Source organism: Pseudomonas sp. P179 (assembly GCF_000478485.2).
GTDB lineage: Bacteria > Pseudomonadota > Gammaproteobacteria > Pseudomonadales > Pseudomonadaceae > Pseudomonas > Pseudomonas aeruginosa.
Genome location: NZ_KI517354.1, coordinates 4,174,295 through 4,187,993, shown reverse-complemented (window position 1 = coordinate 4,187,993; position 13,699 = coordinate 4,174,295). Strand labels below are relative to the sequence as shown.

Below are 13,699 nucleotides of genomic sequence, written 5' to 3'. Positions count from 1 at the left end.
GGCATGTACATCTACCGACTGGTCCTGCTCCTGGTCGTGGGCATCTATCTCTTTTCCCCCGCCATCATGGACTGGTGGATCGACCCCAACGGCGCCTGGTACCGCCCGTACCTGCTGTGGCTGATCCTCATCGTGGTCACTTTCATCCTGCAGAGCCAGCGCGATGCTGACGAGCTTTAGCCTGACCCAGCTGATCCTGATCAGCGTCGCCTACCTCTCCACCCTCTTCGGCATCGCCTGGATCACCGAGCGCGGCTACGTGCCGCGCCGGCTGGTACGCCACCCGCTGGTCTACACCCTGTCGCTGGGCGTCTACGCCAGTGCCTGGGCGTTCTACGGCACGGTAGGCCTGGCCTACCAGTACGGCTACGGGTTCCTCGCCATCTACCTGGGGATTTCCGGGGCCTTCCTGCTCGCCCCGGTGCTGCTCTATCCGATCCTCCGGGTGACACGCGCCTACCAGCTGTCCTCGCTGGCCGACCTCTTCGCCTTCCGTTTCCGCAGTACCTGGGCCGGCGCCCTGACCACGCTGTTCATGCTGATCGGCGTGCTGCCGATGCTGGCCCTGCAGATCCAGGCGGTCACCGACTCGATCAGCATTCTCACCCGCGACCCGGCCCAGGAGAGGGTCGCATTCGTCTTCTGCACCCTGATCACCCTTTTCGCGATCCTCTTCGGCGCTCGCCACATCGCCACCCGCGAACGCCACGAGGGACTGGTGTTCGCCATCGCCTTCGAGTCGCTGGTCAAGCTGGTGATGCTCGGCAGTATCGGCCTCTACGCCCTGTACGGCGTCTTCGGCGGGCCGGAAGGCCTGGAAGTCTGGCTGCTGCAGAACCAGACCGCGCTGACCACCCTGCACACGCCGCTGGCCGAGGGTCCATGGCGAACGCTGCTGCTGGTGTTCTTCGCCGCGGCCATCGTGATGCCGCACATGTTCCACATGATCTTCACCGAGAACCTCAACCCGCGGGCGCTGATTTCCGCCAGCTGGGGCCTGCCGCTGTTCCTGCTGCTGATGAGCCTTGCGGTACCGCCGATCCTCTGGGCCGGGCTGCGCCTCGGCGCCTCGACCACACCGGAGTACTACACCATCGGCCTCGGCCTGGCGGTGGACAGCCCGGCCCTGGCCCTGGCCGCCTTCATCGGCGGCATCTCCGCCGCCAGCGGGCTGACCATCGTGATGACCCTGGCGCTCTCGGGAATGGTCCTCAACCACCTGGTGCTGCCGCTCTACCAGCCGCCGGCGCAGGGCAATATCTACCGCTGGCTGAAATGGACCCGGCGCCTGCTGATCGTCGCCATCATAATGGCCAGCTACGCCTTCTACCTGCTGCTGGGCGCCGAACAGGACCTCTCCAACCTGGGCATAGTGTCCTTCGTCGCCACCCTGCAATTCCTTCCCGGCGCCCTCTCGGTGCTGTACTGGCCGACCGCCAACCGCCGCGGCTTCATCTCCGGGCTGATCGCCGGCATGCTGGTCTGGGCGATCACCATGCTGCTGCCCCTGATGGGGAACGTACAGGGCCTGTACCTGCCGCTGTTCGACGTGATCTACGTGCTGGACGACTCCAACTGGCACCTGGCGGCGCTGTCCTCGCTGGCGGCCAACGTGCTGGTATTCACCCTGGTCTCGCTGTTCACCGAGGCCAGCGACGAGGAAAAAGGCGCCGCCGAGGCCTGCGCGGTGGACAACGTACGCCGTCCGCAACGCCGCGAACTGTTCGCCGGCTCGCCGCAGGAGTTCGCCAGCCAGTTGGCCAAGCCGCTGGGCGCCAAGACCGCGCAGAAGGAGGTCGAGCAGGCCCTGCGCGATCTCCACCTGCCCTTCGACGAACGTCGCCCCTATGCCCTGCGTCGCTTGCGCGACCGCATCGAGGCGAACCTTTCCGGGCTGATGGGACCCAGTGTCGCCCAGGACATCGTGGAGACCTTCCTTCCCTACAAGACCAGCGAAGAAAGCTATGTCACCGAGGACATCCACTTCATCGAGAGCCGCCTGGAGGACTATCACTCCCGGCTGACCGGCCTGGCTGCCGAACTCGACACCCTGCGCCGCTACCACCGGCAGACCCTGCAAGACCTGCCGATGGGCGTCTGCTCCCTGGCCAAGGACCAGGAAGTGCTGATGTGGAACCGCGCCATCGAGGAACTCACCGGGGTCGGCGCGCAGAAGGTCGTCGGTTCGCGCCTGTCGGCCTTGCCCGAACCCTGGAAGGGCCTGCTGGAACGTTTCATCGACGCCCCCGACGAGCACCTGCACAAGCAGCGCCTAGTCTACGACGGCCACACCCGCTGGCTGAACCTGCACAAGGCGGCCATCGAGGAACCCCTGGCGCCGGGCAACAGCGGCCTGGTGCTACTGGTGGAAGACCTCACCGAAACCCAACTGTTGGAAGACAAGCTGGTCCACTCCGAGCGCCTGGCTTCCATCGGCCGCCTTGCCGCCGGGGTGGCCCACGAGATCGGCAATCCGATCACCGGCATCGCCTGCCTGGCGCAGAACCTGCGCGAGGAACGCGAAGGCGACGGCGAGCTGACCGAGATCAGCGAGCAGATCCTCGACCAGACCAAGCGCGTATCGCGCATCGTCCAGTCGTTGATGAGCTTCGCCCACTCCGGCAGCCACCTGCAGGCCCTGGAACCGGTGTGCCTGAGCGAAGTCGCCCAGGAGGCCATCGGACTGCTGTCGCTGAACCGGCGTAGCGTCGAAGTAGAGTTCTTCAACCTCTGCGATCCGGCGCACTGGGTCGAGGGCGACTCGCAGCGCCTGGCCCAGGTGCTGATCAACCTGCTCTCCAATGCTCGCGACGCCAGCCCGCCGGGCGGCGCGATCCGGGTCCGCAGCGAAGCCTCGGAACATACCGTGGACCTGGTCGTCGAGGACGAGGGCAGCGGCATCCCGAAGGCGATCATGGACCAGTTGTTCGAACCGTTCTTCACCACCAAGGACCCCGGCAAGGGGACCGGGCTCGGCCTCGCACTGGTCTATTCGATCGTGGAAGAGCATTATGGACAGATAACCATCGAGAGCCCGACGGATCACCAGCGAGAAGGCGGCACCCGCTTCCGCGTGACCCTGCCGCGGCACCCTGGCCCGACGGCCGAGCTGTAGACGAGCACGTCGAGAGAGCTGAATACATGGCACATATTCTGATCGTCGAAGACGAAACCATTATCCGATCTGCATTGCGACGCCTGCTGGAGCGCAACCAGTACCAGGTCAGCGAAGCCGGCTCGGTGCAGGAAGCCCAGGAGCGCTACACCATCCCCTCCTTCGACATGGTGGTCAGCGACCTGCGCCTGCCGGGCGCCCCCGGCACCGAACTGATCAAGCTCGCCGAAGGCATTCCGGTGCTGATCATGACCAGCTACGCCAGCCTGCGTTCGGCGGTGGATTCGATGAAGATGGGCGCGGTGGACTACATCGCCAAGCCTTTCGACCACGACGAAATGCTCCAGGCCGTGGCGCGCATCCTCAAGGACCGCCAGGAGAACCGCAGCGCGGCCCCGGTCTCCGCCAACGGCGGCAAGGCCGGCGGCGAGCGCGGCGCCAGCCCGGCGGCAGCCGACGGCGAGATAGGCATCATCGGCTCCTGTGCGCCGATGCAAGAGCTGTACAGCAAGATTCGCAAGGTCGCGCCGACCGACTCCACGGTACTGATCCAGGGCGAGTCCGGCACCGGCAAGGAACTGGTCGCCCGCGCCCTGCACAACCTGTCGAAGCGCGCCAAGGCGCCGCTGATCTCGGTGAACTGTGCGGCGATTCCGGAAACCCTGATCGAATCCGAGCTGTTCGGCCATGAAAAAGGCGCCTTCACCGGTGCCAGCGCCGGGCGCGCCGGGCTGGTCGAAGCGGCCGACGGCGGCACCCTGTTCCTCGACGAGATCGGCGAACTGCCGCTGGAGGCCCAGGCCCGCCTGCTGCGCGTATTGCAGGAAGGCGAGATCCGCCGGGTCGGCTCGGTGCAATCGCAGAAGGTCGACGTGCGCCTGATCGCCGCCACCCACCGCGACCTGAAAACCCTGGCCAAGACCGGGCAATTCCGCGAAGACCTCTATTACCGCCTGCATGTGATCTCGCTGAAGCTGCCCGCCCTGCGCGAGCGTGGCAACGACGTGATGGAGATCGCCCGCGCCTTTCTGGCTCGCCAGTGCACCCGGATGGGGCGCGCGCCGCTCAGCTTCGCCCACGACGCCGAACAGGCGATCCGCCATTACCCATGGCCGGGCAACGTGCGCGAACTGGAAAACGCCATCGAGCGGGCGGTGATCCTCAGCGAGAGCCAGGAAATCCACGCCGACCTGCTGGGTATCGACATCGAGCTGGACGACCTCGAGGACGACTTCGCCGCCGACCTCGGCCTCGGCCCGGCGGGCGCCGCGGCCAGCAACCACGAGCCCACCGAGGACCTTTCGCTGGAAGACTACTTCCAGCACTTCGTCCTCGAGCACCAGGACCACATGACCGAGACCGAGCTGGCCCGCAAGCTGGGCATCAGCCGCAAATGCCTGTGGGAACGCCGCCAGCGCCTGGGCATTCCGCGGCGTAAATCAGGGGCCTCGGCCGACTCGTAACACCCTGCAACCTGTTACCGCGGACGTACCGCGTAACAGAAACCGGGTTCATCGGTAACGGGAACCCGGTTTTTTTGTGCCCTCCGCCGACCCACCGAAAACCTCAACCCCTTGATTTTACTGGGTTTCGAAAAACTGGCACGGCATCTGCTTATGTATTGGCACAACAACAATAACAAGCAACGACGAAGACAATAAAAACAACACGTAACGACTCCAGCACAACAAAAACAAAATCGCGGAGGCGCAGCTAACTGATTCTTTTGGAGAGGAGTTGCTGTCGGGACCCGTCCCGCAGCCAGTCGGAAGAAGAATAAAACTGCCTCGAGGCAGCGCACAGACTGGTTGGATCGCTCGACGATCATGGCAGCATCAGCGACCAAAGCAATCCGTTTGCTATTGAACTCCCAGCCTGGGAGATATCCCTGAAGCGACTGGCTCAAGGGACGGGTCGACAAACAAAAACAACAAGCCCGAAATCATAATAAAAACAAAGCACGCACCTACTTGGGGGGGAGCTTCGGCTCCCCCAGTAGCTTCACCCCCTCCCTCCGTTTTCCCCGTTTTTCCTTCGCCTTACACCATTTCCCCATCCAATGCTAGAATCCGCGCAGACTATGCGGCCATCCGCATGCCTTGCCAGATTCACCGCAGCCTTCCCGGCCCTCTCCCGCTTCGCGGGAACAGGATGTACGGCCCCTGTTCGTTTCTGTCAGGATGCATGGCGCAGTCGGTTCCGGCGCCCGGGACGCCCTGTGCGTCGCGGGGCCAAACATTCAACGGGTACAGAACACGCCTCGCCCGAGAGGTCCTGATAATGCCGCAGCATTACCCGACGTCCGTCCTGTTTGAGCAACGCAGGCGTGCAATCACCCACATCGTGCTCCCGATAACACATCCATGCTGAAAAAGCTGATCCAGACCATTCGTTCCCCCCTGCGCCGTCCGCGCGCCGTCCGTACAACCCCGGAAGTCATCGGTAACAACCAGCACTCCCTGCGCCGGGACCAGTTCAGCCGGAACGCCGTCAAGGTCGTCGAGATCCTCCAGCGGGCCGGCTACCAGGCCTACGTGGTCGGGGGCTGCGTACGCGACCAGATGCTCGGCATCGCTCCCAAGGACTTCGATGTCGCCACCAGCGCCACGCCGGAGCAGGTCCGCGCCGAATTCCGCAACGCGCGGATCATCGGCCGCCGCTTCAAACTGGTACACGTGCACTTCGGCCGCGAGATCATCGAGGTCGCCACCTTCCGCGCCCATCATCCGGAAGGCCAGGACGATGGCGATAGCCGCGCGTCCAGCAACGAAAGCGGCCGCATCCTGCGCGACAACGTCTATGGCAGCCTGGAAGACGACGCCCAGCGCCGTGACTTCACCATCAATGCCCTGTACTTCGACGTCACCAGCGAGCGGCTGCTGGACTACGCCAATGGCGTTCACGACATCCGCAATCGCCTGATCCGCCTGATCGGCGATCCGGAGCAGCGTTATCTGGAAGACCCGGTGCGGATGCTGCGGGCGGTACGTTTCGCCGCCAAGCTCGACTTCGAGATCGAGAAGCACAGCGCCGCGCCGATTCGCCGGCTGGCCCCGCTGCTGCGGGAAATCCCTTCGGCGCGCCTGTTCGACGAGGTGCTCAAGCTGTTCCTCGCCGGCCGGGCCGAGCGCACTTTCGAACTGCTGGTCGAGTACGAACTGTTCGCGCCGCTGTTCCCGGCCAGCGCCAAGGCACTGCAGGCCAACCCCGACTACACCGGCAAGCTGATCCGCCAGGCCCTGGCCAATACCGATGCGCGCATTCACCAGGGCAAGCCGGTAACCCCGGCCTTCCTCTTCGCCGCGCTGCTCTGGCCGGCCCTGCCGGCGCGCGTCGCGCAGTTGCAGGAGAAAGGCATGCCGGCTATCCCGGCGATGCAGGAAGCCGCCCACGAACTGATCAGCGAACAGTGCCAGCGGATTGCCATTCCCAAGCGTTTCACCCTGCCGATCCGCGAGATCTGGGATATGCAGGAACGTCTGCCGCGACGCCAGGGCAAGCGCGCCGACCTGCTCCTGGAAAACCCGCGCTTCCGCGCCGGCTACGACTTCCTCCTGCTGCGCGAAAGCGCCGGCGAGGAAACCGAAGGGCTTGGCCAATGGTGGACCGATTACCAGGAAGTCAGCGACAGCGAGCGGCGCAACATGATCCGCGACCTGGTCAGCCAGGAAGACGGCAGCGCCCCGCGCAAGCGTCGCCGCGGCGGCAACAGCGGCCGTCGGCGCCGCGGGCCGCGCAAGGAAGGCAGCGGCGGAAGCGGCGAATGATCCAGCGCGTCTACGTGGCGCTGGGCAGCAACCTGGCCGAACCGCGCGAGCAGATCCAGGCTGCCCTCGACGCCTTCGAGCGGCTTCCCGAGACCCGCCTGGTCGCCGTCTCGCCGCTCTATATCAGCGACCCGCTCGGCCCCGCCGACCAGCCGCGCTTCGTCAACGGCGTGGCGGCCCTCGACACCAACCTGGCGCCGCTCGACCTGCTCGACGCCCTGCAGGCCATCGAACTGGAACAGGGGCGCGTCCGCGACCTGCGCTGGGGTCCGCGCACGCTCGACCTGGACATCCTGCTGTTCGGCGAACAATTGCTCGACCTGCCGCGCCTGAAGGTGCCGCACTACCACATGCAGGCGCGCGCTTTCGTGCTCTATCCCCTCGCAGATCTCGCCCCCGACCTGCGCCTGCCCGATGGCCGCCACCTGCCGGAGCTGCTCGCGGCCTGTCCGTTCGAGGGCATCGAACGCCTTCCGGGCGCCTGACCCTGCCTGCCCGCCGCTGCGCGGATACCTCGCGGCGGGCTCTTCACACTGTTACCGAAAAGCTGACGAAGGACGCCGCGGATGGGCGTACACTGCGCGCGCAACCGCAGGCGGCGCGGCGTTCGGCAGTGGCAGTAACGCCGTAACAATGCGGTAACACCTGCAATTGACTTCGAGCCACCCCATCCGGACTATAAGTGGCCGTTTGCCCCGCGCCGGCTCATCACCGGCCCAACGAGGAGCCTTTCCATGCCTGATGTAACCCTGACCACCCTGCAAGGGTTGAAGCAGAGCGGCGAGAAGATCGCCATGCTGACCTGCTACGACGCCACCTTCGCCCACACCGCCAGCCAGGCCGGCGTGGACGTGCTTCTGGTCGGAGATTCGCTCGGAATGGTATTGCAGGGTCACGACAGCACCCTGCCGGTCAGCAACGAGGAAATGGCCTATCACACGGCCTGCGTGAAACGCGGTAACAAAGGTTCCCTGATCGTCACCGACCTGGCCTTCGAATCCAGCCATTCCGTGGCCCAGACCCTTGCCGACGCGGTCCGCCTGATGCAGGCCGGCGCACACATGGTCAAGCTGGAGGGTGGGGCCTGGCTGGCGGAGCCGATCGCCCGCCTGGCACAGATGGGCGTGCCGGTCTGCGCGCATCTCGGCCTGACCCCGCAGGCGGTCAACCTGTTCGGCGGCTTCAAGGTCCAGGGCCGCCAGGAAACCCAGGCGCGCCAGTTGCGCGCCGATGCCATCGCCCTGGAGCAGGCCGGCGCCGCCATGCTGCTGCTGGAGTGCGTGCCCAGCGTGCTGGCCGAAGAGATCACCCAGGCGGTGAAGATCCCGGTGATCGGGATTGGCGCCGGTGCGGCGACCGATGGCCAGGTGCTGGTCATGCACGACATGCTCGGTCTCTCGCTGACCGGCCGCTCGCCCAAGTTCGTCAAGGATTTCATGCAAGGCCAGGAGAGCATCCCGGCCGCCATCGCGGCCTATGTCCGCGCCGTCAAGGACGTGTCCTTCCCCGCCGCCGAACACGGATTCAACGCATGAACACCGTCAAGACCGTCCGTGAACTGCGCGCCGCGGTGGCGCGCGCCCGCAGCGAAGGCAAGCGCATCGGCTTCGTGCCGACCATGGGCAACCTCCACGCCGGCCATGCCGCGCTGGTAAAGAAAGCCGGCGAGCGCGCCGACTTCGTGGTCGTCAGCATCTTCGTCAACCCGCTGCAATTCGGCCCCAGCGAAGACCTCGACACATACCCGCGGACCCTCGCAGCCGACCAGGAACGCCTGCTCGAAGCCGGCTGCCACCTGCTGTTCACCCCGACCGTCGAGGAAATGTACCCCGACGGCATGGACGGGCAGACCCGCATCCATGTTCCCGGCGTCTCCGAAGGCCTTTGCGGCGCCAGTCGTCCCGGCCATTTCGAAGGCGTGGCGACCGTGGTCAGCAAGCTGCTGAACATGGTCCAGCCGGACCTCGCGCTGTTCGGCGAAAAGGATTTCCAGCAGTTGGCGGTGATCCGCAAGCTGGTCCGCGACCTCAACCTGCCGGTGCAGATCTTCGGCGAGCCGACGGTGCGTGCCGCCGATGGCCTGGCGTTGTCCTCGCGCAACGGTTACCTCGACGAGCAGCAGCGCGCCGCCGCCCCGGCGATCTACCGCACCCTGCGGCAGCTCGGCGAACGCATCCGCGCCGGCGCCGAGGACTTCCCGGCATTGCTCGCCGACGCCCGCCAGGCCCTGGAACAGGCCGGGCTGCGCCCCGACTACCTGGAAATCCGCGAGCCGATCAGCCTGCGCCCCGGGGTACCCGGCGACCGCCAACTGGTGATCCTGGCCGCCGCCTACCTGGGCAGTACGCGGCTGATCGACAACCTCTCAGTCCACCTCGATTGACGCATGCCGAGCCCCCGGTTCCCGGGGGCTTGAGCGCTCACCACGGACTCGCCATACTCTGCCGCCCCCCGCGGACCCGATAGGAGTCGCCCCATGCACGCCATCATGCTCAAAGCCAAGTTGCATCGCGCCGAAGTCACCCATGCCGTCCTCGACTACGAAGGCTCCTGCGCCATCGACGGCGATTGGCTGGACCTCTCCGGAATCCGCGAGTACGAACAGATCCAGATCTACAACGTCGACAACGGCGAGCGCTTCACCACCTATGCGATCCGCGCCGAGAACGGCTCGAAGATGATCTCGGTGAATGGCGCCGCGGCACACAAGGCCAAGGTCGGCGACCGCGTGATCATCTGCGCCTACGCACACTACAGCGAAGCCAAACTGGCCAGCCACAAGCCGCGCATGCTGTACATGGCGCCGGGCAACCAGCTCAGCCATACCAGCGAGGCGATTCCGATACAGGTCGCCTGACCTCGCCTCCTCTGGATAAAGCCCGGTTTCATCCGGGCTTTTTCATGTTCAAATAAGTGCGCCATCGAATTCCAACCAGAAGGTCAGCCATGAAGCACCACCTCACTCCGCTGGATGCCACGCAACTCGACAGTTGGCGCGCCCTGGCCGCCCATCGCCAGGAACTGCAGGACTTCAGGATGCGCCAGGCGTTCATCGACGATCCGGAGCGCTTCAAGCGGTTTTCCTTCAGCGCCTGTGGGCTGTTCCTCGACTTCTCGAAGAACCTGATTCGCCAGGACACCATCGACCTGCTGGTGAAGCTGGCCGAGGAAGCACGGCTGAGCGACGCGATCCGGGCGATGTTCGACGGCGAGGCGATCAATGCCTCCGAGCGCCGGCCGGTACTGCATACCGCGCTGCGTCGACCGATCGGCGACAAGGTGCTGGTCGATGGCGTCGACGTGATGCCGGAAGTCCACCGCGTCCTGCACCAGATGACCGAGCTGGTGGGCTACGTGCACAACGGCCTGTGGCGCGGCTATACCGAAAAGCCGATCACCGACGTGGTGAACATCGGCATCGGCGGCTCCTTCCTCGGCCCGCAACTGGTATCCGAAGCCTTGCTGCCATTCGCCCAGAAAGGCGTGCGCTGCCACTACCTGGCGAACATCGACGGTAGCGAGTTCCATGAACTGGCCAGCCGCCTGAACGCCGAGACCACCCTGTTCATCGTTTCCTCCAAGTCCTTCGGGACCCTGGAAACCCTGAAGAACGCCCAGGCCGCACGCGCCTGGTACCTGGCCCAGGGCGGCACCGAGGAAGAGCTTTACCGCCATTTCATCGCCGTCTCCAGCAACAAGGAGGCCGCGATCGCCTTTGGCATCCGCGAGGAAAACATCTTCCCCATGTGGGACTGGGTCGGCGGCCGCTACTCGCTGTGGTCGGCCATCGGCCTGCCGATCGCCATGTCCATCGGCATCTCCAACTTCAAGGAGTTGCTGTCCGGTGCCTACAACATGGACCAGCACTTCCAGACCGCGCCGTTCGAACGCAACATCCCGGTGCTGCTCGGCCTGCTCGGCGTCTGGTACGGCGACTTCTGGGGCGCGAACAGCCACGCGATCCTGCCCTACGACTACTATCTGCGGAATATCACCGACCACCTGCAACAACTGGACATGGAATCCAACGGCAAGAGCGTGCGCCAGGACGGCACGCCGGTCACCAGCGGCACCGGGCCGGTGATCTGGGGTGGTGTCGGCTGCAACGGCCAGCACGCCTACCATCAGTTGCTGCACCAAGGCACCCAGTTGATCCCGGCGGACTTCATCGTCCCGGTGAGCAGCTACAACCCGGTGGCCGACCATCACCAGTGGCTGTACGCCAACTGCCTGTCGCAGAGCCAGGCGCTGATGCTCGGCAAGAGCCGCGAGGAGGCCGAGGCCGAACTGCGCGCCAAGGGCCTGCCGGAAGCCGAAGTGCAGCGCCTGGCGCCGCACAAGGTGATTCCGGGCAACCGACCGAGCAACACCCTGGTGGTCGAGCGCATCAGCGCCCGCCGCCTCGGCGCGCTGATCGCCATGTACGAGCACAAGGTCTACGTACAGAGCATCCTCTGGGGCATCAACGCCTTCGACCAATGGGGCGTGGAGCTTGGCAAGGAACTCGGCAAGGGTGTCTATTCGCGCCTGGTCGGCAGCGAGGAAACCCCGGCCGAGGACGCCTCGACCCAAGGCCTGATCGACTTCTTCCGCGGCCGCCATCGCGGCTGATCCGCCTCTCCCCAAAGCCCGGCCCTAGGCCGGGCTTTTTCATTCCGTCCGGCGATTGACCCCGGCGCCTTCCCCGCTCGCGCCTTTGGCACTTGAACATGGCTCTCGCCTGGCCCACCCTTGGTCGAACCTGGAGAGGGGCCGCGTGCGGTCTCTCGACACCTTGCGGAGCAGAAAAACAAAGGAAACCGCCATGTTCGAGATCAGCGTCCACCCGGTGCCGGACGCCGTCCGCCAGCGTGCCTACCTGAACGACGACGACTACCAGCGCCTGTACCGCCAATCCGTCGAGAACCCCGACGAGTTCTGGGGCGAGCAGGCCAAGGCCTTCCTCGATTGGTTCAAGCCCTGGCACAGCGTCCACCACGGCGACCTGAGGAAAGGCCAGGCCACCTGGTTCAAGGGCGGCCAGTTGAACGTCGCCTACAACTGCATCGATCGCCACCTGGAACGCCGCGGCGAACAGATCGCGATCGTCTGGGAAGGCGACAACCCCAGCGAATCCGCGCACATCACCTACCGCAAGCTGCACCACAACGTCTGCCGCCTGGCTAACGTGCTGAAGAGCCGCGGCGTGGAAAAGGGCGACCGGGTCTGCATCTACATGCCGATGATTCCCGAGGCCGCCTACGCCATGCTCGCCTGCGCCCGTATCGGGGCGGTGCACTCGGTGGTGTTCGGCGGCTTCTCGCCGGACTCGCTGCGCGACCGCATCCTCGATGCCGACTGCCGCACCGTGATCACCGCCGACGAGGGCGTGCGCGGCGGCAAGTACATCCCGCTGAAGCAGAATGTGGAAAAGGCACTGAAGGACTGCCCGGACGTCTCTACCGTGGTGGTGGTCGAGCGCACCCAGGGCGACATACCCTGGGTCGAAGGCCGCGACATCTGGTACCACGAGGCGCTCCACGCGGCCTCAGCCGACTGCCCGGCGGAAGCGATGGACGCCGAGGACCCGCTGTTCATCCTCTATACCTCCGGCAGCACCGGCAAGCCGAAGGGCGTGTTGCACACCACCGGGGGCTACCTGCTCGGCGCGGCGATGACCCACAAGTACGTGTTCGACTACCACGATGGCGACGTCTACTGGTGCACCGCCGACGTCGGCTGGGTCACCGGACACAGCTATATCGTCTACGGCCCGCTGGCCAACGGTGCCACCACCCTGATGTTCGAGGGCGTGCCCAACTACCCGGACGCCTCGCGCTTCTGGCAGGTGATCGACAAGCACCAGGTGAATATCTTCTACACCGCGCCGACCGCGATCCGCGCGCTGATGCGCGAAGGCGACGCCCCGGTCCGCCAGACCTCGCGCAGCAGCCTGCGCCTGCTCGGCTCGGTGGGCGAGCCGATCAACCCGGAGGCCTGGGAATGGTACTACCAGGTGGTCGGCGAGAAGCGCTGCCCCATCGTCGATACCTGGTGGCAGACCGAGACCGGCAGCATCCTGATCACCCCGTTGCCCGGCGCCACTGCGCTAAAGCCAGGCTCGGCTACCCGCCCGTTCTTCGGCGTGCAACCCGTGCTGCTCGACGAGAAAGGCAAGGAAATCGACGGCGCGGGCAGCGGCGTACTGGCGATCAAGGCCAGTTGGCCGAGTCAGATCCGCAGCGTCTACGGCGACCACCAGCGGATGATCGACACCTACTTCAAGCCCTACCCCGGGTATTACTTCAGCGGCGACGGCGCGCGCCGCGACGAGGACGGCTACTACTGGATCACCGGCCGGGTCGACGACGTGATCAATGTCTCCGGACACCGGATCGGCACCGCCGAGGTCGAGAGCGCGCTGGTCCTGCACGATGCGGTGGCCGAGGCGGCAGTGGTCGGCTGCCCGCATGATGTGAAGGGCCAGGCCATCTACGCATTCGTCACCCTGATGGCCGGCAGTCAGCCCAGCGAGGCGCTACAACAGGAATTGCTGGCCCTGGTCGGCAAGGAGATCGGCAGCTTCGCCAAGCCGGATCACCTGCAATGGGCGCCCAGCCTGCCGAAGACCCGCTCCGGCAAGATCATGCGGCGTATCCTGCGCAAGATCGCCTGCAACGAGCTGGACAGTCTCGGCGATACCTCGACCCTGGCCGATCCGGGAGTGGTGCAGGGGTTGATCGACAACCGCCTCAACCGCTGACCCGCGCAACCGTCCCGCCGCCCTGCGGCGCGGGACGGTTCCAGTCTCTCCGGCACCTGGGTTAAGCTCGTGCCT

Annotated in this window: 10 protein-coding genes; all 10 read left to right on the top strand. The window is 65.4% G+C overall.

Annotated features, from left to right (window positions below; all coding sequences use genetic code 11):
• Window positions 1-3: 3 nt before the first annotated feature.
• Window positions 4-180 carry a hypothetical protein gene (locus HMPREF1224_RS31720; protein ID WP_003095129.1) on the top strand — a complete coding sequence of 59 codons (177 nt, stop codon included), beginning with the start codon at window positions 4-6 and terminating at the stop codon, window positions 178-180.
• Window positions 164-3,115 carry a two-component system sensor histidine kinase CbrA gene (gene cbrA / locus HMPREF1224_RS31715; protein WP_003095132.1) on the top strand — a complete coding sequence of 984 codons (2,952 nt, stop codon included), beginning with the start codon at window positions 164-166 and terminating at the stop codon, window positions 3,113-3,115. The genes HMPREF1224_RS31720 and cbrA overlap by 17 nt, the downstream gene beginning before the upstream one ends.
• A gap of 26 nt (window positions 3,116-3,141) precedes the next feature.
• Entirely contained in the window at window positions 3,142-4,578 is a 1,437-nt protein-coding gene (cbrB, locus tag HMPREF1224_RS31710; protein WP_003095138.1) for a two-component system response regulator CbrB, read from the top strand.
• A 900-nt stretch (window positions 4,579-5,478) separates the two neighbouring features.
• Window positions 5,479-6,882: a polynucleotide adenylyltransferase PcnB gene (locus HMPREF1224_RS31705; protein WP_010793741.1), complete on the top strand. Its 1,404-nt coding sequence runs from the start codon at window positions 5,479-5,481 to the stop codon at window positions 6,880-6,882.
• A complete protein-coding gene (gene folK / locus HMPREF1224_RS31700; RefSeq protein ID WP_003095144.1) occupies window positions 6,879-7,367 on the top strand; it encodes a 2-amino-4-hydroxy-6-hydroxymethyldihydropteridine diphosphokinase in 489 nt (162 codons plus the stop codon). The genes HMPREF1224_RS31705 and folK overlap by 4 nt, the downstream gene beginning before the upstream one ends.
• A gap of 249 nt (window positions 7,368-7,616) precedes the next feature.
• The gene (gene panB, locus HMPREF1224_RS31695) at window positions 7,617-8,417 is read left to right on the top strand and encodes a 3-methyl-2-oxobutanoate hydroxymethyltransferase (protein ID WP_003095147.1); all 801 of its coding nucleotides are present in this window, start codon (window positions 7,617-7,619) and stop codon (window positions 8,415-8,417) included.
• Window positions 8,414-9,265, top strand: coding sequence for a pantoate--beta-alanine ligase (gene panC, locus HMPREF1224_RS31690; RefSeq protein ID WP_003109313.1), 852 nt, complete (start codon window positions 8,414-8,416; stop codon window positions 9,263-9,265). The genes panB and panC overlap by 4 nt, the downstream gene beginning before the upstream one ends.
• Window positions 9,266-9,358: 93 nt before the next feature.
• Complete coding sequence (panD, locus tag HMPREF1224_RS31685) at window positions 9,359-9,739, top strand: aspartate 1-decarboxylase (protein ID WP_010793740.1); 381 nt, start codon at window positions 9,359-9,361, stop codon at window positions 9,737-9,739.
• Window positions 9,740-9,828: 89 nt separating this feature from the next.
• Window positions 9,829-11,493, top strand: coding sequence for a glucose-6-phosphate isomerase (pgi, locus tag HMPREF1224_RS31680; RefSeq protein ID WP_003100194.1), 1,665 nt, complete (start codon window positions 9,829-9,831; stop codon window positions 11,491-11,493).
• A gap of 193 nt (window positions 11,494-11,686) precedes the next feature.
• Window positions 11,687-13,624 carry an acetate--CoA ligase gene (gene acs / locus HMPREF1224_RS31675; RefSeq protein WP_003095161.1) on the top strand — a complete coding sequence of 646 codons (1,938 nt, stop codon included), beginning with the start codon at window positions 11,687-11,689 and terminating at the stop codon, window positions 13,622-13,624.
• Window positions 13,625-13,699 lie beyond the last annotated feature (75 nt).

What these genes read in the sequence shown, in the direction of transcription:
- HMPREF1224_RS31720 (WP_003095129.1), top strand. Translation starts at nt 4, where the DNA reads ATGTACATCTACCGACTGGTCCTGCTCCTGGTCGTGGGCATCTATCTC.
- cbrA (WP_003095132.1), top strand. Translation starts at nt 164, where the DNA reads ATGCTGACGAGCTTTAGCCTGACCCAGCTGATCCTGATCAGCGTCGCC.
- cbrB (WP_003095138.1), top strand. Translation starts at nt 3,142, where the DNA reads ATGGCACATATTCTGATCGTCGAAGACGAAACCATTATCCGATCTGCA.
- HMPREF1224_RS31705 (WP_010793741.1), top strand. Translation starts at nt 5,479, where the DNA reads ATGCTGAAAAAGCTGATCCAGACCATTCGTTCCCCCCTGCGCCGTCCG.
- folK (WP_003095144.1), top strand. Translation starts at nt 6,879, where the DNA reads ATGATCCAGCGCGTCTACGTGGCGCTGGGCAGCAACCTGGCCGAACCG.
- panB (WP_003095147.1), top strand. Translation starts at nt 7,617, where the DNA reads ATGCCTGATGTAACCCTGACCACCCTGCAAGGGTTGAAGCAGAGCGGC.
- panC (WP_003109313.1), top strand. Translation starts at nt 8,414, where the DNA reads ATGAACACCGTCAAGACCGTCCGTGAACTGCGCGCCGCGGTGGCGCGC.
- panD (WP_010793740.1), top strand. Translation starts at nt 9,359, where the DNA reads ATGCACGCCATCATGCTCAAAGCCAAGTTGCATCGCGCCGAAGTCACC.
- pgi (WP_003100194.1), top strand. Translation starts at nt 9,829, where the DNA reads ATGAAGCACCACCTCACTCCGCTGGATGCCACGCAACTCGACAGTTGG.
- acs (WP_003095161.1), top strand. Translation starts at nt 11,687, where the DNA reads ATGTTCGAGATCAGCGTCCACCCGGTGCCGGACGCCGTCCGCCAGCGT.